The organism is Brevibacillus jepli (assembly GCF_047229145.1).
Taxonomy (GTDB): Bacteria; Bacillota; Bacilli; order Brevibacillales; family Brevibacillaceae; genus Brevibacillus.
In genome coordinates, this window is sequence record NZ_JBFEFW010000015.1 from 1 (window position 1) to 25,588 (window position 25,588).

At 45.5% G+C, this 25,588-nt stretch carries 34 protein-coding genes; 25 read left to right on the plus strand and 9 right to left on the minus strand.

What is annotated here, in order from left to right; all coding sequences use genetic code 11:
• Window positions 1–709: IS3 family transposase (locus AB1L17_RS17125; protein ID WP_412848877.1), on the plus strand; the 709-nt coding region annotated here is incomplete at its 5' end.
• Window positions 710–780: 71 nt separating this feature from the next.
• Here the strand turns inward: AB1L17_RS17125 and AB1L17_RS17130 are convergent.
• The 3 genes from AB1L17_RS17130 to AB1L17_RS17140 form a co-directional block, all read right to left on the minus strand.
• A complete protein-coding gene (locus AB1L17_RS17130; protein WP_412846016.1) occupies window positions 781–1,641 on the minus strand; it encodes an MBL fold metallo-hydrolase in 861 nt (286 codons plus the stop codon).
• An 85-nt stretch (window positions 1,642–1,726) separates the two neighbouring features.
• Window positions 1,727–2,197: an NUDIX hydrolase gene (locus tag AB1L17_RS17135; protein ID WP_412846015.1), complete on the minus strand. Its 471-nt coding sequence runs from the start codon at window positions 2,195–2,197 to the stop codon at window positions 1,727–1,729.
• A 77-nt stretch (window positions 2,198–2,274) separates the two neighbouring features.
• Entirely contained in the window at window positions 2,275–3,342 is a 1,068-nt protein-coding gene (locus tag AB1L17_RS17140; RefSeq protein ID WP_412846014.1) for an NAD(P)/FAD-dependent oxidoreductase, read from the minus strand.
• A 173-nt stretch (window positions 3,343–3,515) separates the two neighbouring features.
• Between AB1L17_RS17140 and AB1L17_RS17145 the strand changes: the two genes are divergently transcribed.
• Window positions 3,516–3,779, plus strand: coding sequence for a DUF1450 domain-containing protein (locus AB1L17_RS17145; RefSeq protein ID WP_412846013.1), 264 nt, complete (start codon window positions 3,516–3,518; stop codon window positions 3,777–3,779).
• Window positions 3,780–3,884: 105 nt separating this feature from the next.
• On the opposite strand, the gene mqnE is transcribed toward AB1L17_RS17145, so the two are convergent.
• Window positions 3,885–4,988, minus strand: coding sequence for an aminofutalosine synthase MqnE (mqnE, locus tag AB1L17_RS17150; protein ID WP_412846012.1), 1,104 nt, complete (start codon window positions 4,986–4,988; stop codon window positions 3,885–3,887).
• A 342-nt stretch (window positions 4,989–5,330) separates the two neighbouring features.
• Between mqnE and AB1L17_RS17155 the strand changes: the two genes are divergently transcribed.
• The 6 genes from AB1L17_RS17155 to AB1L17_RS17180 all read left to right on the plus strand — a co-directional run bounded on the left by AB1L17_RS17155 (window position 5,331) and on the right by AB1L17_RS17180 (window position 10,250).
• On the plus strand, window positions 5,331–5,552 hold the full coding sequence (locus AB1L17_RS17155; RefSeq protein WP_412846011.1) for a Spo0E family sporulation regulatory protein-aspartic acid phosphatase: 222 nt from the start codon (window positions 5,331–5,333) through the stop codon (window positions 5,550–5,552).
• A gap of 149 nt (window positions 5,553–5,701) precedes the next feature.
• Complete coding sequence (erpA, locus tag AB1L17_RS17160; RefSeq protein ID WP_412846010.1) at window positions 5,702–6,061, plus strand: iron-sulfur cluster insertion protein ErpA; 360 nt, start codon at window positions 5,702–5,704, stop codon at window positions 6,059–6,061.
• A gap of 234 nt (window positions 6,062–6,295) precedes the next feature.
• Entirely contained in the window at window positions 6,296–6,880 is a 585-nt protein-coding gene (locus tag AB1L17_RS17165; RefSeq protein ID WP_412846009.1) for an RNA polymerase sigma factor, read from the plus strand.
• Complete coding sequence (locus AB1L17_RS17170) at window positions 6,855–7,772, plus strand: hypothetical protein (protein ID WP_412846008.1); 918 nt, start codon at window positions 6,855–6,857, stop codon at window positions 7,770–7,772. The genes AB1L17_RS17165 and AB1L17_RS17170 overlap by 26 nt, the downstream gene beginning before the upstream one ends.
• A gap of 112 nt (window positions 7,773–7,884) precedes the next feature.
• Entirely contained in the window at window positions 7,885–9,375 is a 1,491-nt protein-coding gene (locus AB1L17_RS17175; RefSeq protein ID WP_412848878.1) for a DUF4153 domain-containing protein, read from the plus strand.
• Window positions 9,376–9,452: 77 nt separating this feature from the next.
• On the plus strand, window positions 9,453–10,250 hold the full coding sequence (locus AB1L17_RS17180) for a metallophosphoesterase (RefSeq protein WP_412846006.1): 798 nt from the start codon (window positions 9,453–9,455) through the stop codon (window positions 10,248–10,250).
• 75 nt (window positions 10,251–10,325) lie between these two features.
• Here the strand turns inward: AB1L17_RS17180 and AB1L17_RS17185 are convergent, their stop codons facing one another.
• Complete coding sequence (locus AB1L17_RS17185; RefSeq protein ID WP_412846005.1) at window positions 10,326–10,487, minus strand: hypothetical protein; 162 nt, start codon at window positions 10,485–10,487, stop codon at window positions 10,326–10,328.
• 106 nt (window positions 10,488–10,593) lie between these two features.
• On the opposite strand from AB1L17_RS17185, the gene AB1L17_RS17190 reads away from it, so the two are divergent.
• From AB1L17_RS17190 to AB1L17_RS17200, 3 genes are all read left to right on the plus strand, one after another.
• On the plus strand, window positions 10,594–10,977 hold the full coding sequence (locus tag AB1L17_RS17190; protein WP_412846004.1) for a cupredoxin domain-containing protein: 384 nt from the start codon (window positions 10,594–10,596) through the stop codon (window positions 10,975–10,977).
• A gap of 406 nt (window positions 10,978–11,383) precedes the next feature.
• The gene (locus tag AB1L17_RS17195; RefSeq protein WP_412846003.1) at window positions 11,384–11,743 is read left to right on the plus strand and encodes a hypothetical protein; all 360 of its coding nucleotides are present in this window, start codon (window positions 11,384–11,386) and stop codon (window positions 11,741–11,743) included.
• Window positions 11,744–11,785: 42 nt separating this feature from the next.
• Window positions 11,786–12,406: a hypothetical protein gene (locus AB1L17_RS17200; protein WP_412846002.1), complete on the plus strand. Its 621-nt coding sequence runs from the start codon at window positions 11,786–11,788 to the stop codon at window positions 12,404–12,406.
• A gap of 29 nt (window positions 12,407–12,435) precedes the next feature.
• Here AB1L17_RS17200 and AB1L17_RS17205 read toward each other — a convergent pair whose 3' ends face one another.
• Together AB1L17_RS17205 and AB1L17_RS17210 are read right to left on the minus strand one after the other, a co-directional pair.
• Entirely contained in the window at window positions 12,436–12,726 is a 291-nt protein-coding gene (locus AB1L17_RS17205) for a hypothetical protein (RefSeq protein WP_412846000.1), read from the minus strand.
• 112 nt (window positions 12,727–12,838) lie between these two features.
• Complete coding sequence (locus AB1L17_RS17210) at window positions 12,839–13,849, minus strand: NAD(P)/FAD-dependent oxidoreductase (protein WP_412845999.1); 1,011 nt, start codon at window positions 13,847–13,849, stop codon at window positions 12,839–12,841.
• A 349-nt stretch (window positions 13,850–14,198) separates the two neighbouring features.
• On the opposite strand from AB1L17_RS17210, the gene AB1L17_RS17215 reads away from it, so the two are divergent.
• From AB1L17_RS17215 to AB1L17_RS17240, 6 genes are all read left to right on the plus strand, one after another.
• Window positions 14,199–15,389, plus strand: a complete 1,191-nt coding sequence (locus AB1L17_RS17215) for an NAD(P)/FAD-dependent oxidoreductase (protein WP_412845998.1) — start codon at window positions 14,199–14,201, stop codon at window positions 15,387–15,389.
• A gap of 4 nt (window positions 15,390–15,393) precedes the next feature.
• Window positions 15,394–15,645, plus strand: coding sequence for a hypothetical protein (locus tag AB1L17_RS17220; protein WP_412845997.1), 252 nt, complete (start codon window positions 15,394–15,396; stop codon window positions 15,643–15,645).
• A 62-nt stretch (window positions 15,646–15,707) separates the two neighbouring features.
• Complete coding sequence (locus AB1L17_RS17225; RefSeq protein WP_412845996.1) at window positions 15,708–16,184, plus strand: NUDIX domain-containing protein; 477 nt, start codon at window positions 15,708–15,710, stop codon at window positions 16,182–16,184.
• A gap of 181 nt (window positions 16,185–16,365) precedes the next feature.
• Window positions 16,366–16,509 (plus strand): YuiA family protein, encoded by a 144-nt coding sequence (locus AB1L17_RS17230; RefSeq protein ID WP_412845995.1) that lies wholly within the window; start codon window positions 16,366–16,368, stop codon window positions 16,507–16,509.
• Between the two features lie 203 nt (window positions 16,510–16,712).
• Window positions 16,713–16,973, plus strand: coding sequence for a YuiB family protein (locus AB1L17_RS17235; RefSeq protein ID WP_106653608.1), 261 nt, complete (start codon window positions 16,713–16,715; stop codon window positions 16,971–16,973).
• A gap of 159 nt (window positions 16,974–17,132) precedes the next feature.
• The gene (locus tag AB1L17_RS17240) at window positions 17,133–17,768 is read left to right on the plus strand and encodes a 3D domain-containing protein (RefSeq protein ID WP_412845994.1); all 636 of its coding nucleotides are present in this window, start codon (window positions 17,133–17,135) and stop codon (window positions 17,766–17,768) included.
• A gap of 97 nt (window positions 17,769–17,865) precedes the next feature.
• On the opposite strand, the gene AB1L17_RS17245 is transcribed toward AB1L17_RS17240, so the two are convergent.
• Both AB1L17_RS17245 and AB1L17_RS17250 read right to left on the minus strand, forming a co-directional pair.
• On the minus strand, window positions 17,866–18,633 hold the full coding sequence (locus tag AB1L17_RS17245) for a cobalamin-binding protein (protein ID WP_412845993.1): 768 nt from the start codon (window positions 18,631–18,633) through the stop codon (window positions 17,866–17,868).
• Window positions 18,634–18,657: 24 nt separating this feature from the next.
• Window positions 18,658–19,134, minus strand: coding sequence for a divergent PAP2 family protein (locus AB1L17_RS17250; RefSeq protein ID WP_412845992.1), 477 nt, complete (start codon window positions 19,132–19,134; stop codon window positions 18,658–18,660).
• Between the two features lie 153 nt (window positions 19,135–19,287).
• Between AB1L17_RS17250 and AB1L17_RS17255 the strand changes: the two genes are divergently transcribed.
• The 8 genes from AB1L17_RS17255 to AB1L17_RS17290 all read left to right on the plus strand — a co-directional run bounded on the left by AB1L17_RS17255 (window position 19,288) and on the right by AB1L17_RS17290 (window position 25,519).
• On the plus strand, window positions 19,288–19,662 hold the full coding sequence (locus AB1L17_RS17255) for a DUF309 domain-containing protein (RefSeq protein ID WP_412845991.1): 375 nt from the start codon (window positions 19,288–19,290) through the stop codon (window positions 19,660–19,662).
• Between the two features lie 49 nt (window positions 19,663–19,711).
• On the plus strand, window positions 19,712–21,211 hold the full coding sequence (locus tag AB1L17_RS17260) for a leucyl aminopeptidase (protein ID WP_412845990.1): 1,500 nt from the start codon (window positions 19,712–19,714) through the stop codon (window positions 21,209–21,211).
• Window positions 21,212–21,256: 45 nt separating this feature from the next.
• On the plus strand, window positions 21,257–21,688 hold the full coding sequence (locus AB1L17_RS17265) for a CoA-binding protein (RefSeq protein WP_412845989.1): 432 nt from the start codon (window positions 21,257–21,259) through the stop codon (window positions 21,686–21,688).
• Window positions 21,689–21,715: 27 nt separating this feature from the next.
• A complete protein-coding gene (locus AB1L17_RS17270; RefSeq protein ID WP_412845988.1) occupies window positions 21,716–22,312 on the plus strand; it encodes a sulfite oxidase-like oxidoreductase in 597 nt (198 codons plus the stop codon).
• Between the two features lie 1,604 nt (window positions 22,313–23,916).
• On the plus strand, window positions 23,917–24,276 hold the full coding sequence (locus AB1L17_RS17275) for a hypothetical protein (protein ID WP_412845987.1): 360 nt from the start codon (window positions 23,917–23,919) through the stop codon (window positions 24,274–24,276).
• Window positions 24,266–24,613 (plus strand): hypothetical protein, encoded by a 348-nt coding sequence (locus AB1L17_RS17280; protein WP_412845986.1) that lies wholly within the window; start codon window positions 24,266–24,268, stop codon window positions 24,611–24,613. The genes AB1L17_RS17275 and AB1L17_RS17280 overlap by 11 nt, the downstream gene beginning before the upstream one ends.
• A gap of 37 nt (window positions 24,614–24,650) precedes the next feature.
• Window positions 24,651–25,082 (plus strand): hypothetical protein, encoded by a 432-nt coding sequence (locus tag AB1L17_RS17285; protein ID WP_412845985.1) that lies wholly within the window; start codon window positions 24,651–24,653, stop codon window positions 25,080–25,082.
• Window positions 25,079–25,519: a hypothetical protein gene (locus AB1L17_RS17290; RefSeq protein WP_412845984.1), complete on the plus strand. Its 441-nt coding sequence runs from the start codon at window positions 25,079–25,081 to the stop codon at window positions 25,517–25,519. The genes AB1L17_RS17285 and AB1L17_RS17290 overlap by 4 nt, the downstream gene beginning before the upstream one ends.
• Window positions 25,520–25,588 lie beyond the last annotated feature (69 nt).

Here is a 25,588-nt window from a genome sequence, read left to right on the forward strand (position 1 = left end):
AGAAAAGATATTAGAAGGGCATCAACGCTTACGTGGCATCTTAGGATATCCTCGAATGCAAATTTGGGTGAAGAAGACGTATGGTATACATGCAAACCATAAAAGGATTTATCGTTTAATGAAACAAATGGGGATACAAGCTCAGATACGCAAGAAGAAAAGGTTTTATGGCAAAAAGGAAGTTTGTGTGGTTTCTGATAATGTTTTAAACCGAGAGTTCCATGCAACCTGTCCAAATGAAAAATGGGTTACCGATATTACTTACATTCCGTATAAACAGAAAAACCTATACCTGTCCGCTATATGTGATCTATTCAACAACGAAATCATTGCTTTCCACCTTAGTGCAAGGAATGACTTACAACTAGTGATTGATACATTGGAAAAAGCTCGAAATGTACGCGAAACAAAAGGTGTCCTCCTCCATAGTGACCAGGGGTATCAGTATACTTCTAGGCATTTTAGTAAACTTCTGAAACACTACAAGATGAAAGCAAGTATGTCTCGAAAGGGCAACTGTTTGGATAACGCCTGTATAGAGAGTTTTTTTGGACATTTTAAATCAGAGTGCCTATACATACAGTCTTTTGAATCTGAAGAGGCGCTCAAAACCGCTATAGATGAGTACATACGGTTTTATAATTACGAAAGGTTTCAGGCAAAATTAAACAACCTTAGTCCGGTGGAATACCGCACCAAGGTTGCTTAGGACCTATCAGTTTTAATGCTGTCTACTTGACGGGGGTAATATCATCATTCCGGTGCTAGCTTTTTGCCAATCTACATTTCCTGATCCACATATCGCCCATATCTTGGGAGCGCAATTCGATCAAAGTTTGCAGCCAATTTCTCCAATCCATTGGCCAACTCTTCACCATACATTGGTGGGCCGTGACCAGTGATTGCACAGGAAGGGGCGAGCGCCGCAAGCTTTTCGACGGATTGCCGAGCTGCCTGCCAATCCGTTGTAAAATAAACAGGGGGACCAGTTAATTGCTTTTGCTGGGTGACGACTTGATACAACGAGTCCTGCTTCACTGTAACAAAAGCGTCCCCTGCGAGGAGCGTCCTGTCTTCATCACGGAATAAAGAAATGTGCCCTGGAGTATGTCCAGGCGTATGTATCCAGTTCCATCCAGGCATATCAGGCACGCTGCCATCTTCTGGCAAGGCATGAATATGGCTACCCAAATCGATCGGTTCATTTGGAAACAAGGGCGACAGCTTTGCAATCAGCCCGCCTTCTACAGTGCCATCCGGCTCGGGATAGTATTTTTGCCCTGTTAAATAAGGAAGCTCAAGCGCATGGGCATAGACGGGAACCTTCCATGCTTTGACAAGCTCTACGACTGCCCCGACATGATCGAAATGGCCGTGAGTCAACAGGATGGCTCTCGGTTTGGCTTGCTCACCGAAACGCTCCTTGGCAATCTCGATGATTTGATCCGCCGATTGTGGCATCCCTGCATCAACCAGAACCCATGACCTTGCATCGCCGACTAGCGCAATGTTCACAATTTGAATGGTAGAGCATACGACATCGGGTCTGACTGCCTCTTCGACCCCACTTCGGAAGGAAGTCATCGGCATGTAATTGTTTTCCAGCGTATCGCTCATATCCTTATAAGTGTTCGACTCCAATAAAAAAACCTCCAAGCTGGATGTTTTCCGGTCTCCGATATTATGTGGATTCAGCTTGGGGTTTATCATTGTTTTGTTGTTTGAATTATTTGACGATAGGTCCCGTAAGCCCTTCAGCCCAATCCAGAATAAAAGCTGCCTGACCTGGATTGAGTGGATGGGGGAGGCTGTTCCGCTCAAAAAACATATGAGCATGGCTCTCTGGCCCTTCCTGCCGAAGCTCACCATGATACGAGGTTACCCGAAATATGATTTGCAGGCTGAATATCTTGTCGCCGTTCGGATACTGTTGGCATCCCGATGGGCCAGAATAAATGCCAAACAGTTCAGGAGACTCAATAATAAGATTCGTCTCTTCCTGTACTTCCCTCATAAGCGTCTCGATAAAGGTTTCTCCAATTTCCATCACACCGCCTGGTAAACACCAGTTAACCCGATCTTTACGCTGCTGTAAAAGGATACGTCCCTGCTCGTCCTCGATGATCGCCCCACAACCCACGGTTATCAGTGTTTCTTGCCCGATCAGGCGGCGCATCGTTTGAATATAATCATTCATCTGGAAAAATCAACCTCCCATTCCATGATTATATAAAAAGAAAACCTGTTTGACCATCTGGCCAACAGGTTTGTGTATTATCCCATATGCTTTTTGTACATCCACAGCTGACCGCTCTTGATGACACGAGCCATTTGACCGACCAGAGACATTTTCCCCATGCTGGCGAAGCCTTCTTTTTTGCCGAGGGAGCCGAGGAAGCCTTTGTGCTTGAGAGCAGGCAATGAAGCTGGATAGTCCTCGCCTTTGATGTCTTTTTTCAACATCAGGGCAATTTGATCGCCTTGAATCTCAGCCGTTTGTGCGCTCGGTGCGATGATCGTGCTTGCACAGTCACCTACGACATAAACGTTCGAATGGGATGGAATTTGATGATACTGGTTTAATTTGGCGCGTCCGATGTTGTCTAATTCGATCGGGAGAGAGCGCACGATGCGGTTGGCTTGAATTCCAGCTGTCCATACGATAACATCGCTTTGTACAGGCTGATTGTGGTTGTACACGACACCTTGCTCGATGCCAGTTACATTCGCCATGGAAACAAGCTGTACCTCATGTTCAATAAACCATTGAGATGCATACTCCTGAAGCTTTTTCGGGAATGGGCTCAAAATGCTTTGGCCGCGGTCGATAATGCGTACATTCAGGTCCGGGCGGCTCTCGCGCAGCTCAGCAGCCATTTCCACGCCGGAAAGGCCACCGCCCACGACGGTAACCGTTCCGTATGGGTTCACATTATTGATTGCCATGTATGTGTTGCGGGTAGCTCCCATGGATTGGATTGAACACGTAAATTGTTCAGCACCAGGGATATCATGGTAACGATCCTCACAGCCCAATCCGATTACAAGCCAATCGTAGGAGAGGGCGTCCCCGTTAGCAAAATTGACGACCTGCTCGTCCAAATCCAAGCCTGTAATTTCACCGTATTTCACGGTCAGGCGTGGATCGTTTGGAAAATTGACACGCAGGTGAGATTCCGGTGTAGTACCAGCCGCCAGAGCGTAATACTCTGTTTTCAAGCCGTGAAACGGCATCCGGTCTACGAGGGTTATAAACACGTCATCTGGTAAATCAGGGGACAGGACTCGCTCAATAATACGAAGACCCCCGTATCCTCCACCAAGGATCACAAGTCGTTTCATAGAAGGTCTAGTCCTTTCTTCTGTCCGTTTTTTACAGCACCCACTCTATTTTTAGTCTCTTTCACTAAAAATGCAAGCAGAATCTTTTTCCCGTTTTCTCCGCTGGATTTTTGTGAAAGTCGCGGTACAATAAAGTACGTGATGATGTCGAAATAATCGGTAGGTGACAATAGATGAAACCACTAGTAGAATTTTGCGCGAGTAATGTTTCCTCTTATACGCAATCCGTCGTGGATGCATTGGAAAATGATTCGGATCTGGACGTGGACGTACTGGAGTACGGCTGTCTGGGGTATTGTGGCGAATGCTACATGGAGCCGTTCGCGCTCGTAAACGGTACATTGGTACAAGCTCCCACAGCCGATGAATTACTGGTGAAAATCAAGAATAAATTACGGGAGGAAGAAGAGCAGCTGGATGCTGATTTTCCTCTGTAGGTTGTTCTCTTAGGATGTTCATTGGTGAGCGTGATAAGTCGCGCACGAGCTAAATTAGTAAAGCTGATGCCCGAAGTGAATCGGAGCATCAGCTTTTTTTATGTCCTAGTGTTCTTTGATCACGTTGTAGAAGGTGTCGCGTTCCAGTGCGCGTTTGCCTGCGCCTTTAATCAACCAAACTAACTCATCTACAGTCAGAGCTTGCTGAGTCAGTGCACCTGCTGCGTGGCTGATGCGCTCCTCAATCAAGGTTCCGTGTGCATCGGAGATACCCATTTGCAGAGAGAGCTGCGTGAGCTGAGTACCGATGTTAATAAAGTAAGCTTTGACATGCTGGAAGTTATCGAGCATCAGACGGCTGATCGCCATTGTTTTCAAATCATCAATCGCAGAATTGCGGCGCTTGATGCCAGCAGTCGCTTTGATCGGTTGAACAGCCAATGGGATGAAGACCATGAAGCCGTTGGTGTCATCCTGCAGCTCGCGCAAACGGAGCATGTGGATCACGCGCTCTTCCAATGTCTCGATGGAACCGTACAGCATTGTCGTATGTGTTTTCAAGCCCAGTTCATGAGCGGTGCGGTGTACTTGCAGGTACATGTCCGTACTTGCTTTTTCCGGGCTCATTTTCATGCGATAGCGCTCAGTCAAAATCTCGGCGCCACCACCAGTAAGGCTTTGGAGACCAGCTTTCATCAGCTCTTGCAGAACCTCGCGGATGGAAAGGCCAGAAATACGGGAGAAGAACTCGATCTCCGCACCTGTGTACGATTTAATCGTTACATCCGGGTACGCTTTTCTCAAGGTACGAATGGTGTCGAGATAGTATTCGAACGGCTTGTGCTGGTTATGTCCGCCAACGATATGGAACTCACGGATACCCGGATGGAAGCGTGTTTCTACATAATGAAGCAACTCTTCTGTGCTCATCGTGTAGGCACCTTCATCCCCTTCATCGCGGCGGAAACCACAGAATCTGCAATGAGCTTCACATACGTTCGTTGGGTTGATGTACAGATTTTGCAAAAAATAGACCTTATCCTGATTCTTGCGATAGTTGACAACGTTAGCCAATTGTCCAATCGTCAAAAGATCGTTGGAATTAAAAAGGGTGACACCGTCTTCTAAGGTAAGGCGTTCGCCATGCATGACTTTTTCAGCGATTCCGGCGAGAGATTTGTCTTGTATGGCAATCGTTTCAAGCGCCATTCCAAACACTTCCTTTCAAAGTCAATGGTTCTTAGGTGAAAAGAGCTTTTGTCCAGCTGTACCCAATTGAAATTTCGTTCCTTGGGAATGGAGAGAGCTCTTCGAAAAAAAGCAAATCTCGGACAACAAGGCACCTATATTATAAACCTCTTGGTAAGTACGAACAATATCATAAGTTCTCCAACTCTCTATGAGGTAGTGTGATCATATGTAAAATTCTAACAATTATCGGCATATTTTGGGCGTAATTACGGGAATGAAGGAATTTTTGTTTGCGAAATTCTAGCTGTTCTTGTAAAATATAGTAAGAAAGACTGATCTATTACTAGGAGGAGCTTCACAATGCGGGACGTTTTGCTCGAGAAAATCGAACTCCTTCGACAGCGTATGGTAAATATGGGGTTAGAGTTTGGGTTAGATCATCCAGATGTCCTCGAATACAGCATACAAATTGATCAACTACACAACGAACTGAACCAGATAGATCATAATCTGTCTAAGGTAGGGAACCGTAAAAAGCCGTATAGATTTTATTTAATCGAAAACAATGCACATTTTGCATAGGAAGGGGCAACCCTTCTTTTTTATTTGCCAGTAGGAATGAGTGCGTAAAGTGCAGGGGAACCTTGTGAGAAGAAGCGTTTCTTAGTAAACTGAATATAATGGTTGTAACACGTGCAGGAATGATGAGCCTGTGAAGGAGGGAAAGTAGCATGATTACATTGACAGAGCGAGCCAGTCTGAAAGTGAAGGAAATGCTGGCAGCAGAAGGCAAGCCCGATGTGTTTTTGCGGGTAGGTGTCAGAACAGGTGGTTGCAGCGGCTTTACCTACGGGATGGGCTGGGACGAAGAGATGAAGGAAGGCGACGAAACCTTCGAACAAAATGGTGTGAAAATCGTTGTCGATAAGGACAGCTATGCATACATTAAAGGTACAGAGATCGATTACAAGGAATCGATGATGGGCGGAGGCTTTTCCATCGAGAATCCGAATGCAGTCGCATCCTGTGGCTGTGGTTCGTCCTTCAAGACAGCTTTGGCTGAGGGTAAAGCGGAGAAGTGCGACGACTAAATTAGTATACAGAGACCTCTTGGAATCGTGCAGATAACTGACACGACTTCAAGAGGTTTTTTTGTTGGGAAGACAGACTGCTTTACATAGGATGGGAAGTTCTTAACGGATAAAAATCCATACGGTGGTATGGATTTTTTTGTGCGGTTTTTCCCGAAGGAAAGAAAAATTTTCAAATCGTGTCACAAAATGACTGATTTGTTTGTTATACGTGCGAATCGGAGGTGAGAGGGCTTGGATCATAACGAAATCGAACAGGCGATAAAGGAGGTCAGAGCGGGAGATATCGACCAATTCGGCATTATCATCGATAGGATGCAAAAGCCGCTGTTCGTATACTGCTATCACATGCTGGGGCATCGACAGGAAGCGGAGGACGCGGTCCAGGAGGTTTTCTTAAAAGCATTCGAGCAGCTGGACAGCTATCGGCAAACGGTTTCTTTTTCAGCGTGGATGTATAAGATTGCCTACCATCATTGTCTGAACCTGTTGAACAGGGCGAAGCTGAATCGTGTGGTCACTTTTTTGCGAGCGGGGATTCAGACGGTTAGCCGCCATGAGGGAGAGAAGAGAGTGGAAGATACGGAATATTTGAACAACCCTCTTCATATGGCGATTTCCAAGCTTTCTGTAAAGGAGCGCAATCTCCTGATCTTGCGTGTGGTGGAAGACCGAAGCTACGACGAATTGGCCTTGTTGTTTGATACGAAGCCAGCCACGTTGCGAAAACAGTATGAGCGGGCTTTGAAAAAATGCAAATCCCACATGCTCATGAATGAAGGCGGTGATAGACATGACTCGATCTCAGCAACCCGATGATTGGAAACAGCAGTTACTAGCAGCCGCCGATGATTTCGATGTCAAGGATCAGGTCCTTCAAAAAATCAAGGAACAAACAAATAGGTCGGAGGGAAAGCAAATGAAAAAAAGATTGGGATTCATCGTTGCAGCCATTCTTGTGTTCGGGGGAACATCCGCATATGCAGCCATGAAGGTATACGAGTTGAAGAATGAAAAAGGGGAAGCAGTAGTGAAAGTGCAGCGGACTGCTACTCCACTACAAAAAAGTAGCCCTGAAAGTATAAAAACCTTTGAAGACGCTCGAAATTCGCTTAAGCCGGGAGAAGGCGCAGCAATCTATATACCTGGCCCTGACAATCCGGATAAACGTGTTTCCTTTACGTATATTCCGGTTGAACATCTGACCACACCGCTGTTGCAGAAAGAAGTGGGCAGCTTTTATGAGGTACCAGCAGAGATAGCGGGTGGCTACATATTTGTAAAAGGGCATGTCGAGTATCCATTTGATTATACCCAACCAGAGTTATTCGCAGAAATGCACAAGGAGGCAGAGAAGGAAAAGAAACAAATCGTCATGCGAAAAGTATCTCCTAAGCCGACAATAAATAGAATCCTTACGGTGTACAAAGGGAGTGAAGGAGCAGAGATGGAAGGGGACGTATCAATCGCCATCACGAACTTTGAGGGTGTGAAATGGATCGAGGAAGAAGCAGGAGAGGATGCCATCGTAGAAAAAGTGAAAGTGCAAAAATATGAGGGATTGTATGTGGCTAAGAAGCTATTGGACGGAAAAGAACAAAAAGAGGTACAGGTATATCAAGAGGACAAAAACAGACTCATCGAAGTGATTGCCAACAATCCAGTTCTGACGAAAAAAGAATTACTGGCGATTGCGGAGAATTTAAAATAGATATTGATCAGTTGATAATTGTAACATTTATCCAATTTTGCACGTACTTACAAGAGCAGCTCCTTTTTGGAGTCTGCTCTTACGTTATTTTACAGCAAAGCATGAGTAAGGAGTGAAGATATTGGCGGATGTTGCTCAAGAACAAAAAGGCTTGCAGTGGCTATTGCTGGGGGCATTTGGGATCGGTTTACTGTTCGATTTGATGTTTTATGGACAAGGATTGGGCATCTCCTATCCGTTGTTCGTGATTGGCTTGTACGCTCTTTTTATTTGGCAGGCTAGACAGCGCATTCAATTACGCTTTTCACGAAAGCAGGCATTCGACTGGATATTGTCGCTTCCGATTTTTTTATTGGCACTGACTTTTTTTCTATTTTCCAATCCGCATTTTCATCTGTTCAACCTTATGCTGATTCCGTTTCTATTCGTGATCCAAACGATCCTGATCACCAAACGCCATCGAGCGAAATGGTACGAACCAGGCTTTTTCATGGAGATGATGGAGACGCTGCTCCTCTACATGCCGAAGTATACGCGACTACCATTTCGGCTGACGAAGGATTGGATAAAAAGTAGGCTGAACAGTGAGAAGTACGGGGTGATGAAGAAAATTTTCATTGGAGTGGGCATATCAGTGCCTCTCTTGGTGGTCGTACTATCCCTGCTCTCCAATGCCGATAGTGTGTTTGGACACTTTTTGGGGCAAATACCACGAAGGCTGATTGATATCCATTCACTAGAAGCCATCTTCCGCATGTTTCTAATCGGGATTGTTACCATCCTCGTGTTTGCCTACATGTATTCGGTATTCGGGAAACGAGAAGAAACAGTGGTACTGCCTGTGCCTGAAGATGACAAGAAGATCGTCTGGGACGGAATTATCCTCGTGACGATTCTTGCGATTATCAATATCGTGTACACTGCGTTTACATACATCCAGATATCGTATTTGTTCAGCGGGGTAAAGCGGATTTTACCCGATGGATTGACGTACGCCGAGTATGCCAAAAACGGCTTCAATGAGCTGGTTACGGTAACGGTTATTAATTTTCTCATTCTTCTTTGTACGATGCACTTCGCATCACGGGCAAAACAAATGCTTTACCGGATGATTCAAGTACTGTTAAGCATGCTGACGATTTGCACAGGCTTTATGCTCGTATCGGCTTATTTTCGCCTTTCACTATATGAGGATGCTTACGGCTATACACATACGCGGCTGTTAGCTCACATTTTCATGATTTTTCTGTTTGTGTTGTTTATCATTGCTCTTTTCAAAATTTGGCGCGACGGCTTCTCCTTGATCCAGTATTATGCGATCGTGACGCTCGTAAGCTACGTCATTCTGAACTATATCAATATGGACGTCATCATTGCCAAAAACAATATTCAGCGTTACCATTCAAATGGAACCATCGATATCGAGTATTTGAGCAGGCTGTCTTATGACGCAATCCCAGTCGTCATGGAGCTTGTACAGGACAAAAAGGTAGAAGAAACGTTTATGTCGATGGTACAGGAGCGAAAAGAGATTTTGTATGAGGACAATAGCTGGCAGTCCTTTAATCTCTCGGAGTATCGGGCAAAATCTTATCTTCCATAAAAACAGCGAGGACGGAGACGAGGGGAGCGATCGTCTCCGGTTTCATTTATTTAATCGAAAAGGGGATTGTTCCGTAGATGATGATGCTTCTCGCAATCGTTGTTTTGTGTATCCTGGCGGGACTGATTTTAATCGCCTATCATACGACTTATGTCAAAACAAGAACAGTGAAGCTGACGCTCCCTGGTGTTTCCCCCCTTACTGTGATTCACTTGTCCGATCTTCATGGTCGAACACGTTTTTGGAATGGAGAGCTGCACAAACTGGTGAATGTCCACGATCCCGATTTGGTGATGGTGACGGGGGATTTGGCGCAGCACAGCGGGCAACTGACGCATGTGCTGGAAGAGCTTGAGAAAATAAAAAGCAACGCTGGGATGTTCTTCGTTCCTGGCAATTACGAGAGAGAAGAGGGGAGCTTTCGAAAAAGAGCTTATTCTTTTTCCGAATACACATCCCATAAGGAAGCGTTGAAAAAGAGAATGACGTTTTTGGAAAACGAGGGTGTTTTCATAGAAAGAAGCAGCAACCGTATCTTGATTTATGGGTTCGATAATTCTATTTATGGTAATGAACAAGGGCCGCGTCATCATACGGTACAAGCCGATCTGACGATTTTTTTGGCCCATTCTCCTACCATTATTTCGTTGATTTACAAAGAAGGTGTGAAAGCGGATCTTCTGTTGACCGGCCATACTCACGGTGGGCAAATTCGCTTTTTTGGTCGGACGGTGGGGGCGTATAAACATTTTCATATCGGTCAGAAGCAGGATGTATGTGTTGGCGTGTTTGGCATCAGTCGCGGGCTTGGAACATCTAGACTGCCGATCCGGTTTAATTGCTTTCCAGAAATAACGGTGTACAAGATTCAGTAGCAATAAAGCCTTTGACGTTCAAATGATGCAACGTCAAAGGCTTTCAGATTTTTCAGGCTATGGAAAAGGATACGATTATCGACGGGCAGCTGGCTTGAGATCCGCAGGAAGTGGGCAGACATATTTGGCCCCGGCTTCTTCCGCAGGACAACCATAGTAGCGTACCGTTCCCTCGAGCTGATTTTCCTCCATTTCAATTACCAACCGATATCTAAGGTTCAGATCATGCCTGTTCATCAATCGTTCTCCAATTCGTCACGGTTCGTTCACACGATCCCAGATTTTGGTTCGATTTCTTCGAGTAAGATGGAAGTGTAGATAAAGAAGAAAGAAGGGGTCCAAAGTGAACAAGAAGTGGGGTCTGTTGGTTTCTTCAGTTGCATTGTCTGCGATGTTGATTACAGCATGCGGTGGAGACAAGGATCAAGCTGCTAGCACAGATGCAGCGGCTCCTGCAGCGACTACTGGCACTCAGGTTAATATTGAAGCTAGTAACTGGAAATTCAATCAAGAAACCTTTGAAGTAAAAGCTGGCGAAGAGTTCACGATCAACTTCAAATCGACAGAAGGCTATCATGGTATTGGCATTCAAGGACTGGATGTAGATATCCAAAAGGATGGCAGCAAAACGATGAAAATCGATACAGCTGGTGAGTACACGATCTTTTGCAACGTGATTTGTGGACCGGATCATAACAAAATGGTAGCGAAATTAGTCGTGAAATAATTCGATTCTCTTATTGGAATAAAACAACAAACAAGCACTTTGGCCTGCTTAGCGGGTCAAGGTGTTTTTTCATTTCACAGGTGGGGACATACTACATGGGCAGCCACTCATGAATCAAGGGAGGTATCCATATGTCCAAGCACAACAACAAAGACAAGCGCCCAACAGAAGCGTCCGCCGGTTCACGCAGCACTCCTCCGAAAACGGGAGAGAATACGGGGCATAATTTACGAAAAGAAGATCGTTCGTAATCGACCGTTGAACAAAAGAGCAGGAAGAGTCCTCTGGATGACGGAGGGCTTTTTTGTTCGTTATAGCCTTCGCGATACATGTTTTTGGCGATTTTTGCACATGGTAAGGAGGAAAAGTTTTCAAGTCGGGGATGCTTTTTACGAAAAGGAGATGAGTGACACTGGATAAGAAACATTACTACGTGACCTTACAAGCGGGAACGACTGTGGCAGAAATTCGCGACGAAAAAGGCTCCGCCACCTATGATTTTGAAATCGAAGCAACCGACGTAGAAGTTGGCATGATGCGCGATTTGTTCAATAACTGTGTCCATGGCGATTTCATGATGTGGATGCATGGGCATACGCTATGGTCAGACATGCCGGATCGGGACAATGATGAATACGATGACAACCTGCGATCTATCTATCAGCTCATTTATCAGTATGGTACTGAAAAAACGAAAAGTGACCTGGAGCAAATGGGGCTGGTCAAGCTATTGGGGCTGGATAAGGAAGAGTTGCGACCTTTTTGACTGAGTCAGCATAAACGTTATCTACCAAAAGGAGTGAGTAGCATGAAGATGTGGAAGCAAGGAATGATGACAGCTGCGTTAATAATGGGACTAGCCATTCCAGGTGTCGCGATGGCGCAAGATGTGTCTGATGCAGTTGCTCAGGGAATCAAACCGACTCATAACCACGGTGAGCATGGAGAAACGCACGTCAAGCTGCGTCACGGCTCGAATCGAGGCGCTCATCAAAAAATGTACATGCTCTTGCTAGCGGAAAAATATTCACCGAATAGCATAGAACAATGGCATGCGGTGTTTAAAGAGCGTGATCGTTTAATGAGTGAGTTCGAGGCGCTGAGCGACGATCCGAAATGGAAGGCAAAGCGCGAAGAGCGGAAGCAGCTGATCAACAAGCTGAATGAGCAAGTGAAAAAGGGCGAAATTACGAATGAGCAGATGGAGCAGCAGTTCAAGGAATGGAAAGAGAAAAATATGGGGCCAAAGGAAGAGCGTGAGTCCAGAAAAGCCCGGATCGAGCAAATGAAAAAAACACACGAAGCCTTTGACGCAGCGATTGAATCTGGTGATGCTAGCAAGATAAAAGAATCACTCCAGCAAATGCTCGAACAAATGAAAGCAAATAATACACGTATGGCAGAAAAGCTGGCGATGAAGAAAAAGTAATGCTTCGCACAAAAAAGGACGTGACCGAATTAGTGGTACGCGTCCTTTTTCATATCTGTTACAAGCATAGCGGGTGTCCATTCATCCAGGATGACCGCCTGTTCCGTTTGGCAGGAGGGGCACCAGCCGGTATGGATGCATTGGTGGCGTAGACGGTCCAGGTAGCCATTGTCCATCTTGGCGTCGTCAATCTCCCGGTACGGGCTGTAGTCCCCGAAAAAGTCCGAGAGACGGCCGGCATCCTGCAGGGGTTGACCGCAATCTGTACAAGCTTGTTGGAGAGCCGTGAAGCCATTGCAAACGGGACAGAGATGAACCAAAGCGTATCGCCTCCTCGTCCTTTCTACTGTGTGCGCGATCAAAAGCGCTTATGCAACGGGACAAAAAATCCCTGCCGCCGCCGTAGAAGGCAGCAACAGGGCCGAAGCATTTTTACGATTTGAAGTTGTCCATACTTGAAGAGTGACCAGGCTGCAATTTGGCATCCGGATTAAAGTAAGCAACCGCATTGTTTACAGCGGTAGGAGCTTCACCGAAACCGACAGCAATCAGCTTGACCTTACCAGGGTAGGTAGCGATATCGCCTGCTGCGAAAATGCCAGGAATGTTTGATTCCATGCGGGTATTGACCACGATCGAGCCTTTTTCCAGCTCCAGACCCCAGTTCTTGATGGGACCGAGGGAGGAGATGAAGCCGAAGTTGACAATGACTGCATCGACTTGCAGATCCACTTCTTCTTTTGTCGTGCAATTTGTCAGCGTGAGTTTTTCGATACGTTCTTCGCCTTGTAAGGCTGCAATTTCATAAGGTGTCGTGACGTTTACCTTGGAGGACATGAGCATTTCTACGCTGTGCTCATGGGCGCGGAATTTGTCTCTGCGATGGATGAGGTGTACTTCTTTTGCGATTGGTTCTAGCATGAGGGACCAGTCCAGAGCGGAATCACCGCCGCCAATAACGGCTACACGCTGTCCCTTGAAGGAGTTCAGATCGGTAACAAAATAGTGCAGATTGGATTTTTCAAATTTGACGGCATCTGGGTGTTCCAGCCTGCGAGGTTCAAATGCTCCTACTCCAGCCGTAATGATAACCGCTTTGGAGAAATGAGTACCTTTGTCCGTTGTGATTTCAAACACATCGTCTGCTTTTTTTACGACGTTTTCCACTTTCTCTTCCAGACATACCGTCTGTTGAAACTGAGAAATCTGATCCTTCAGATTATTGATCAAATCCTGTGCCAAAACCTTTGGAAATCCGGCTACATCATATATGTACTTCTCCGGATAAAGAGCAGACAATTGCCCGCCTAGCTGGGGCATGCTCTCAATGATTTTTACACTGGCCTGCCTCATCCCGCCATAAAAAGCGGTAAATAACCCGGCAGGGCCGCCACCAATGATCGTAATGTCGTAGATTTGCTCGTCCTTTTGCAGAAAATTCAATCCAAAGCACCTCCGAATTAATCGTAAGCGAACTCCTCAACCATTATAACCCATACAAGTGGAAAAACTGGAGAGAAAATTCGAAAGATGATAGGCAAAAAAACCTTGCAAATCCAATCGGTAGCCGATAAGATGAGGATGACTGTAAAGAAATTGTCACATTTTTCTTTGTAAGACTTTGTGCATTTTTTCACAGAGTGGTTCGGATGGCATCATAGGGCAATAATTCCGATACTACACAGTTAGTGGATTGGGGCATCTTAATACGTACCAGACCACGTGAAAAATCGCACAATCTTCCTTTTGTTACCAAAAACAATGACATTATACATGAATGGAAGGGATAATGATGGGTACACCCAAAATCCTGATTCTCGGCGCCGGATATGGTGGTTTGCTCACTACGTTGCAGCTCCAGAAAAAGCTCAACTACAATGAAGCAGATATCACCTTGGTCAACAAGCACAACTATCACTACATCACGACTTGGTTGCATGAGCCAGCGGCAGGTACGGCTCCAGCGGATCACGCCCGCGTCAGCCTGGACGGCATTTTGAACAAGGACAAAGTGAATTTTGTCAAAGGAACGGTGCAAGCGATTCAGCCAGAGGAGCAGACGGTCACGCTCGACAATGGCGATGTGCTGCCTTATGACTACCTCGTCATCGGATTGGGCAGCGAGCCTGAGACGTTTGGCATCGAAGGACTCAAGGAGCATGCGTTCAGCATTCGCAGCATCAACGCGGTTCGCCATATTCGCGAGCACATTGAGTACATGTTTTCCAAATATAAAAATGAGCCGGATCGTACGGACTACCTCACGTTTGTTGTGGGTGGAGCTGGCTTTACTGGCATCGAGTTTTGCGGAGAGCTTGGCGATCGTCTGCCGGAACTGTGCCGAGAATTTGATGTCGATCCAGAACTGGTAAAAGTCTACTGCATTGAGGCAGCACCAACTGCCTTGCCAGGTTTTGATCCAGAGCTAATCCAATACGCAATGGATGTATTGGAGAGAAAAGGCATCGAGTTCAAAATTGGAACACCAATCAAGCAGTGTACCCCGGATGGCGTGCTGCTGGCTACGGGAGAAGAAATCAAATCGAAGACGGTCGTCTGGGCAGCAGGTGTGCGCGGCAACAGCATCGTGGAAAAAGCTGGCTTCGAAGTCATGCGCGGTCGCGTCAAGGTAGACGAATATTTGCGTGCGCCTGGTCATGAGAATGTTTTTGTCGTAGGAGATTGTGCCTTGATCTTTAACGAGGAAGGACGTCCTTACCCGCCAACGGCGCAAATCGCTGTGCAGGAAGGCGAGACTTTAGGTGATAACCTGGCGGCATTGGTCCGTGGCGATCTCCCGCAAAAATTCACACCGCACCTGCAAGGAACACTGGCTTCACTAGGCAAAGGCGAGGGAATCGGGCAAGTTGGTTCGAAAAAGCTGTTCGGCAGCACAGCAGCCATGATGAAAAAAGCGAGCGACCTCCGCTATTTGTATAAAATCGGCGGGGTTGGACTCGCCTTGAAGAAAGTAAAGCTGTAAAACGATGCGTCATGCGAGCATTCAAGTCAGAGGGCTTATGGTCCGCGAAGAGATGGACCGGTACAACGCCATGATGGAAGTGGGCGCCTTTCTGGAGGAACAGGGGCGACACGATTTGGCATGGCATGTACAGCGTGAAGTAGATATTCTCATCCTGCCTGCCATCGATCGGCTCAAGGAAAAGGGCCGCGAAAGGGATCGGGAAAATCTGCGCTACATGATCGATAATGGGCTCCTGGATGACGAGGATGATTGAGAGAGTACCCCCGGCGAAGAAGAGCCGGGGGTTTCGTTTCATACAAGGGAGGAGCGAGTAGGATGCGCGAGGGGAAGGTTTGGCTAGGAGCCTGCGGGATCGTCATTCGCGGGGAAGAAGCGTTGGTCGTCAAAAAAACGTACAGTGGACTGAAGGGTCAATGGTCGTTTCCTGCGGGATTCGTGCAGGAAGGCGAGACCGTAGATGAAGCGGCAGTGCGTGAGGTGCTGGAAGAAACGGGTGTCGAGGCGGTCGTTCGTCAAGTAGCGGGCATTCGATCAGGAGTCATCCGGGAATCGATTAGCGACAATATGGTTGTTTTTTGGATGGATTATGCAGGTGGAGAGCCTCGCCCGCAGGAAGGGGAGATCGCCGAGGCGAGATTCATGTCGATTCAAGAGCTGCTTCATGACCCGCTTTCTTCTACCTATTTGAAAATAATATTGCCGGACTATATCAAGCGAGAGCAAGGAATGACAGGGCAATCGTTTGCTATCGATCCCGTTTTTCAATACACATCTTATAAAATCTTTAAGTAATCCTGCGAATAAGATAGATAAACCGCGATGTTTCCGCTTACATTGCGGTTTTTTTATTCATTTTCCTGCATGAACTGCATTGTGAACCGAGGGAGGATTCTGATATAGTTAGATACATCAAAATAATCTGAAAATACATGCAATTAGTTCTCGCGCATGTATACCGAAAGGGGAGCTCAACATGAGACAAAAACAAGAACAGTGCCCGTACTGTAACGGCCAAGGGTATTTTCAACTGCTCCTGGGGGGCTCGGAAAATTGCCCTAACTGTGATGGAGCCGGTACACAGGAAGCTCAGAAGGACCCTGTTTCTTCCCATCAATAATGAATGAGTGTAGCATAGAGAACCGTCGAAGCGAATGCATCGGCGGTTTTTTCTGTGAGGCTTGCAACACACACAGCAGGCTTCCCGTATTGACCGATCCCTCGCCTTTTTGCTACACTTAATACCGAAAATAGCCCGTCTTTCCTGTATTTGCCGATATCGTGGCAAAAGGTGGAGAAGGTGGCAGGAGGTCTTTTTCGTCGATGAACTTGATGCAATTTATGGTATCCATTGTTCTGTTCTCCGTGCTAGGGTTTGGCATTGGGTTTATTTTAAACATGATTTTGAAAACGACATGGTTTCCTGTTGTGATCGGCGTTGGTGTAGTTGTAGGGGCGCTTGTCTATCAACAAATCGTACCAGGCATTTGGGATGCGCTCATTCTGGGCTGCGGTATGGCAGGTACAGTGGCGAGTGGCTGGACCATTCAAACGCTTCGCAAAAAAGGATATCGGATGTTTTAAAACAAGCACAAACAAGCCTTCGTTTCGGGCTTGTTTTTCTTTTGGTATTTGATTGGCAATGGGCGCAACTTACTGAATATTCCTGTAATCAACCAAAATTTGTGTATACTTTCCTCCTCATCGGGACATGACTAGAAACGAGAGGAGGTTTTCCAAGAAATGAATAGGAAGCAGTTCGTAAGTATCGTCGCGCTGTTCATTCTGGTCTTGACGGCCTTCGCAAGCGATGGATACAGCTATAATGTGGTGGAAGAGCGCAGTGCATCATCCACTTTTGGAATCAGGGAAACGAAAGAGGGACAGCATGTCGTCAAAAAACGGACGGTATCAGCCAGCTCCCTTACTCAAGTGATTGATAAAGCCGATGTATTCCATGATCAATATCCAAAAGTACGTGTGGTAGCAACTGGCTACTATGCCGGATACGAGTCGACGGGCAAAAATCCATCTCACCCGTCCTATGGAATTACCTATTCGGGTGTAAAGGTTCGTAGAGACGACTATTCCACCATTGCCGCTGACTTGCGTGTTTTCCCACTGGGGACGATTCTTTACATTCCCGGATATGGATATGGCGTGGTAGCTGACAAGGGTGGAGCGATTCGCGGCCATAAGATTGACCTTTATTTCGAGACCAAGCAGGACGTATTCTCGCAATGGGGGAAAAAATCGGTAGACGTGTATATCGTAAAAAAAGGCGAAGGCAAAGTAACAGAAGCTTTTTTGAATAGCTTGAATGAAAAAGGAATCGCGGCCATGGCGGAACCCGTCAGTGGACGACAGCAAACTGAATAGTATATGACCTAAAACCAATAGATGCCACAGCGGTGGCATGGAAGAAACAAGGAAAAAACGTTCAAGGCATAGGCTTTGAACGTTTTTTGTATTTACATTATGTATGAATCAAATCAACCAGCTTCTCCAGTCCTTCGAGAATGCGAGGAGAAGGTCGGCAATACAGGCCTTCTTCCAACAAGTGGACCTGATTGCTTCGAATCGCGGTCATGTTCGTCCACTCAGGGCGGTTCGTTATCATGTCCGACTTGATTCGTTTCAGCTCAATCCCGCACCAGACGACGCAAATATGATCGGGATTGCGCTCCATGACCATTTCCCGCGTAGCCTTGACGTTGGCGACAGGATAGTCTGCGAAAATGTTGGTGGCACCCGCGATTTCACTGACATCTGTCAACCAGTTTTCCTGGCCGGGCGTATAGATGGGATTCGGCCACCATTCCCAGTACAGCTTCGGGCGGCGATCGTACTTCGCGGCCTTTTGTCGAATGCTTTCGATGGTTTCGTCAAAGTGGACCGCAAGCTGCTCGGCTTGCCTCGTTGTACCTGTCGCCTCGCCTACGAGTCGGATATCCTGGGCGATTTCCCCAATCCGGGAAGGGTTCAGAACGATATGAGGGATACTGCGATCGCGCAGAGCCTCAATATTTTTCTCCATGCCAGGAACAGAGAGTGATGCTACGACCAGATCCGGTTGGAGGGCAGCGACCAGGTCCATATCGATGGTCAAATCGGGTCCGACCCTGGGGAGATGCTGCCATTCCTGCGGCCAGTCAGAGTGATCATCCAATCCGACGACATGCTCATGCAGGCCTAAGTAATACAGGATTTCCGTATTGCTGGGACAAATGGAAACGATACGCATGCGAGTCCCCCCTGAGGAAGCATCTTAAAACAACGGATGTACCAATAGCGCGACCATAACTCCTAGCCAACCACCGATCAATACTTCGATAGGTTGATGACCGAGAAGCTCTTTCAGTTTTTTCGCTTTTTCCTGGTTAGGGCGTACTTTTAACGATTTCATTCCTTCTAACAGATGGTTGAATTCATCTACCAGCTTATTTAAGACGACGGCTTGCATACCGGCATGGCGGCGAACACCTGCGGCATCAAACATCACGATCACACCGAGAATGGCGGAAATAGCGAACATATTGCTGCCGAAGCCTTCGCGCAGTCCCACGGCTGTAGACAGCGCCGTCACGGCAGAGGAGTGGGAGCTAGGCATACCGCCCGTGCTCATGAGCAGTGACCATTGCCACGTTTTCGTTGCGAAAAAATGGAGGGGTATTTTGATAAATTGGGCAATCCCTATGGCAAGAAGTGCAGCCCATAAAGGAAAGTTGTCAAAAAAATCCGCCACGGAAAATCCATTCCTTTCTACTGTGCGCTTATCTCTAGGATTATTGTAACAGAAGGGCGTTGTCTTAATCCGTGAAGTTTTTGTTTGGATGTAAAGTCACTGCCAATCTGTGTTACCATGAAGACGGAAGGTTCGAAACGGAGGCATGCATCCATGGGGTATCCCGAGCAGTATTTACAGTTCATTGAAAAGTTCAATGATGGAGAATACTACGAATGCCACGATCTGTTGGAAGACATCTGGATGGAAGATAAGTCAGACAAGTTTTTGCAAGGATTGCTGCAATTGTCAGTTGGACTTTATCACCAAGAATACGGCAATATAAAAGGTGCTCGCTGGATGTTAGGCAATGCACGAAAGTATTTAACCCGTTACCAGCCCGTTCATTGGGGGCTAGACGTAACAAGAGTTCTTCGTTACATAGATGAATGCGAGAAAGTATTGCCAGAGACGGATGTCGTTTCGTACACAGAGGCAAAAGCCATGACGTTTCCATCCTTGCGCTTATATGTCGACACATCGCACTAAACAAATGTGCCCATATTGTATCCTACCACAGAGAAAGAGGGAAGAGTATATGAAAGTAGCAGTAGAAAAACGCTTGCAGCTCGTGAATATCGCGTGTGATGAGCTGATTATCCCACTATGGAAGGGCGAGGAGATTTCTCAAGTTTATCCGGAGCTGGACGAAGCTTTTGGAGGCACCCTGAGTGGCTTGCAGCAGGACAAGGAACTCACAGGCGAGGCTAAAGAAATTACGGTTGTACACGGAATGAATCAAGTAGCCGCGAAAAAATTGATGATCGTTGGGATGGGTGATCCAGGCAAATTTGATTTCGTCGCAGCCCGGAATGCATGGGGACGTGCAGCCAAAACAGTGGTGGGAAAAGGCAACGGCAAAACGGTCGTAATCGATTTGCCAACCACCGAGCATTTGAGTGCAGATCGTCTGGCACAGGCAGTGACGGAAGCATTTGGCCTTGCTGAATACAACTACGAGGGCTACCGACAAAAGCCAAAGCGTGAGTCGGACCCGGTGGCAGCTGTGCGGATTTTGTCAGCAGATGGCGATGCCGCGTTGGTACAGGCAGGTGTTGCGCGCGGATCGGCTCTTGTATCCGGGACAAACCTGGCGCGTACACTCGTCAATGAACCAGCCAACTACTTGACTCCGCGTGCTTTGAAGGATGCGATGGTAGCGGTAGCAGAGCGCTACGGGATGACTGTGGAAGTCCTCGAAAAAGCGAAGCTGGAAGAGCTGGGAATGGGCGGCGTCCTCTCTGTGGCTCAGGGCAGCGAGCTTGAGCCTTATGTCGTAGCCGTCAAATATCAAGGAAGAGACACGTGGGATGACGTCATTGGCTTGGTAGGCAAAGGCGTGACATTCGATACAGGTGGTATCTCCATTAAGCCGGTAGCAGGTATGGAAGACATGAAGTCGGATATGGGTGGAGCGGCTACGATGATCGGGGCGCTCGAGGCACTGGGCCAAATTAAACCGAAAGTAAACGTACTCGCGGTTGTCGGTACTGTGGAAAACATGCCATCCGGAACGGCATTCCGTCCAGGCGATGTCATCACGACCATGAGTGGCAAAACGGTGGAGATTATTACGACAGACGCAGAAGGTCGCCTCGTGCTGGCTGATTGCATCACCTATGCAAAAAAGCAAGGAGTGTCCTGCCTGGTAGATGCCGCTACCTTGACAGGAGGTATCGTGGTTGCGCTCGGTCATTTCTGCTCTGGCGCCATGACCAATGACAAAGCACTGATGGATGAGCTGATGAAAGCAGCAGACGTAGCGGGTGAGCGCTTGTGGCAGCTCCCGACCTTCGATGAGTATCGCAGCCTGAACAAGAGCCGCTTTGCTGATCTGAAAAACTCGGGTGGACGTTATGGTCATGGCATCATCGGCGGTGTTTTCCTGCAGGAATTCGTTGGCGAGACACCATGGGTGCATCTGGATATCGCGGGTACGGCTTACACAGCAAGCGCAGGCGACATGCAGCCAGCAGGTGGTACCGGTGCGATGACGCGGACCATCGTTGAATTCGTTTCCAGTCGCAGTGAATCCTAATTATCATAGGTAATTCAACACTTATTATAAAAGGAGTGTTTTCATATGGCACAAAATCCAACTAACGAAGCACGTCGTCAACTGCTGGAGGATGCAAAAACAATCGCAGTAGTAGGTCTGTCCAACAAGCCGGATCGCACCAGCTATATGGTCGCGCAAGCCATGCAGCATGCGGGGTACACCATCATCCCGGTCAATCCTGTCATCGCAGGTGAAACGGTTTTGGGTGAAAAAGCGCTTGCCAGCCTGTCTGAGATCGACCAGCAAGTGGATATCGTCAATGTGTTCCGCCGCAGCGAAGATATGATGCCTGTTGCAGAGGAAGCATTGAAAATGCAGAACAAGCCAAAGGTATTCTGGATGCAACAAGGTATTGCCAACGAAGAAGCTGCCAAGTTGGTTGCAGATCAAGGCATCGAGGTTGTGCAGGACATGTGCATCAAGGTAGATCACGCCCTTTTGCGGGTTGGAAAATAAGAGACTGACAATCGAGGGAGTGGACGCATGTTTTTCAATCCATCGTCAGACACCAAGCGAGATCGTATCCCGCCTAATCAAAAGCAGACGACAGGTTTTCCTGTCTTGCACTACGGGGATGTTCCTGAATATACAGACCTGTCTACGGAGTGGAGCTTTCGCCTTTTCGGTCTAGTCGAAGAGGAAGTAACACTGACCTATGAGCAAATGATGGCTATGCCAAAAGGCGGCACGACCAACGATATTCACTGCGTCACAGGCTGGAGCAAGCTGGACAATGAATGGGAAGGCATTCCCGTAGAAGAAGTACTGAAGCTGGTAAAGGTGAAGCCGGAAGCGAAGTACGTCATGCTGCACGCAGAGCACGGATGGACTGTGAACATTCCGCTGGTCGACTTCATGAAAGCTGGGAATCTGTTTGCTACCAAGCATAACGGTGAAGACTTGACGCCTGAGCACGGATGGCCGCTGCGCTTTGTCATTCCGCATCTCTACTTCTGGAAGAGCGCCAAGTGGGTGCGTGGGATTGAGTTTATGGAGAAAGACAAGCAAGGGTTTTGGGAGAAGAACGGGTATAATATGTATGGTGATCCTTGGAAAGAGCAGAGGTTTGCTTGGGATTGATTTGAATGAAGGGGCGGATTATTTCCGCCTCTTCATTCGTTTTAATGAAATTATTTTGCATTATTGCTTTCTTGTGTTCAAATTCAAGATAAGGCCAGCATCAGTAAAAGCGGTAATTTCGAAGCTTTTGCTTATTTATTTTCTCAACCTGGAGGGGACTTCCGTAGCGTGCGCATTTTAGAATGCCAGTAAACGGAAAGTAGACATTGGTCTTCTCGCGGTATATCAAGCGTTTCTTTATAAAAATAGCAACTTCTTCGAAATCTTCTTCCGAAACAAGTTCTTTATGCTCACCATCTATGCAAGATTTTTTAATTCAACCCGGATACTGAGATACGGGAGGGCGCCAGATTAACACGTACTACGTGCCAGAAACCAGAACCTGCAAGACCGACTAAAGTAATGACGATCAATCAAATTAAACGGTTGATGGGTGACACATGAAGACGGCAGTTCCTTGAATACAATTAGTAAAGCACGTAAACAGACGCATTGGGGAGGGGGTATAGTGCACGATTTACTAAAGACAAAGGGACTATGAAAGCACTGGCACGCACACAAAGTCAAATGAAGGACACTAAGGATTCAGAATCGAGTGGTTCGGTTTGAAGAAGCTTTGATGAAAAATAGACAAAAAAATCATCAGCAATGGTGATGCAAAAAAAAGGAGCGACAACTCATCGGCGAAATGATCAGCAGTACTGAATTTGTTATTGAGTGAGTGGGGTCAGGGCGCATGCCAGAGAACAAACGGGGAATTGATCGGAGCGCTGAGTATGAATGTGAAAAATTGATGCCGGTATACATACAAGCAAGTATTCGTCTCTCGGAGTACAGCCAGGTAGCTCGTGTAATCTGATAGAGTGGCAGAGGTTTCAATTGGAAGATGCTATATTCAATCTTACAAAGTGCGAATGGGGGTGCTATGTACTAACATATGGGGAGTGCTTTTCATTAGCGGAGACAGCTCGCCTACTAAAGATCATCAAAAGCACATACAAACACTTGTCACTCGGGCGCAAAGAAAAATATCAGAGCGCTTTTCAAATAGCCTTTTCCTTGTGGGATAGGCTATTTTAATTTGTTATGTGGTAGATAATACTTTTTATCGAATGTAAAAATTGGATTAGTATAAATGAATTGCAAGTAATTGGGATGATTGGAGGTTGTGATGGGGTTAGTTTTAAGTGTGAACGAAACGTGGTTTACGATTGACGCTGTACAATTGGATGTCTTTTCCATACTTCTTGCCAATATATTTCTTATGATTTTTACGTTAGTGCAAAGTTTTTACGAGGAATTTTCAGTGCAGTAACAATGCTTGCTGATATCTATTTTTATTGCCATGTGGATCAGTTGAAATTCTATTTTTGTCATACGGAAGTTCTTTTTATGTGATAGAACTTTTTGGTTTCATTACCGCTACAATAGCCCATACGAATTTTAAAAAATCATAAAAATTGTTATCTTTTTGTGATTTGTTACGTATAGAGATAATGATGGAACATAAAAATCAAAACTTACATTAATGAAAAGAATGCAATAGGAAACTTTAGGAAAATGTTGTATGATACGAGTAAGTTCAATTAGATCGGTGGAGTATTATGGAACATTTCTTGAAATATAAGAACAATATGAAGTCAATTGAACATAAGAAGTTACAAATCGCCATTTTGGAAAACAGAGAGAATCAAGCATTAGTTGCTTGGGGGAAAGAATACTATACTTTTGAGAAAAGAGTCGAAGTAATAAATTGTTATATCTATGAAGAAGATCAGATTTGGATTGTGAATGATTTAACTCGCATACATGTGAATTGGAATAAAGCCAGTGTCACACATCAAGAAATATTTAAGTTTGCGACATTTGATCAAAATATCATTACTTTGGAAAAAAAATATGACAACTCATTCACGAATAAAATACATGGCATAATTTTTGGAGGGAGCAAAAATGATGAATGATTCAAAATCTTTTGCTCTTATTTTTGATAGGGACTTTGACTACAATGAATTAATAAAACAGAGCGAAAAACACTTTGGCCTTAACTATCGTAATTCTAATTATGAAAATGCGATAGCTATACATAATAACAAGCAATTTGTATTAGACGTTACGCCCCAAAAAATGCTTTTTATGTTTCCAGAGCAATTAGATCAGGAACTATATTGTGATGTTGTTAGTTTAACTAGGACTTTTTTAAAAGAACATTTTAAAAATCAAATTATCGGAGTTAGACACTACGGTGTATCAGACGGAGAGTTAGATAGTATAGAAGGAGTTACTACATTTCGTATATAGTAGACGATGAACTTTACTCATATGTGAGGGATTAATAATGAATTTGTACAAACAATTAGAGCAAGTATTATTAGAGATGGAATTAAACGATTTTAAAGTACTCGAGGAGAAAGCAGGGTTTTCATTACTGGTTAAGTTAAATGATTCTAAGGCATTCAGAGTATATCTTTTCGTTCATGAAAAACTTAAGGTGATACTTATTACTGTCCCATCAATTATCAAAATACCTGAAGAAACAACTGATGAAGCAGTCAAGTATATTATGGATTTAAATAGTAATATTTTATACGGAACAACGTTTATTCATAAGAATGATGAAACAGCAACACCTCGGATAGCTTTTTCTCACGCAATTAGTATGGAAAGAGGAGAAACGGGAGTACTATATAAAGAAGAAATTATTGAACTGCTTCATTTTATTGCTTTTATTCATTCAAAGATTAACGAAGAGTTTATTATTGAACCGTGAAAACAGTAATAAAGCTTATCCAAATAGGTACGTTTTTTGTTTTTATAACTTTGGGTGTTTTTAAGCTAATAGATGAAACATTTAAATTATCAATTGTATTTGGAAGTATTTCTCTTTTCACTTCGATTATTACTGTTCTGTTTTCTTCTAAATCGATAATCCTAGAATCAGAAGAAATATGGTTACAAAAGAAGCTGCATCGAACAAACTTTCTTGATTTGTTGATCGTTATTGTTTTGATTATAGGGATAATTGTTAGTATTTTTCTTGGGATGCAAGAACCAGCTATTCCAAGTAAATATGGTGACGCCCTTTCGCTTTTCGCTTTGGCAGTATCTCTATCCAATACTCTGTTAGCGGGTATAATTTCGAATATATTACATCAGACAGGTATCTGGCCAAGCTCTAAAAAAATGGAAGATAGAAAAAGTGCATAGCACCCTAGTGATGCTTTTTTCTATTGCAAAACAACTGAAACAATGGAGGTGGTGATCATGTAGTGGCGA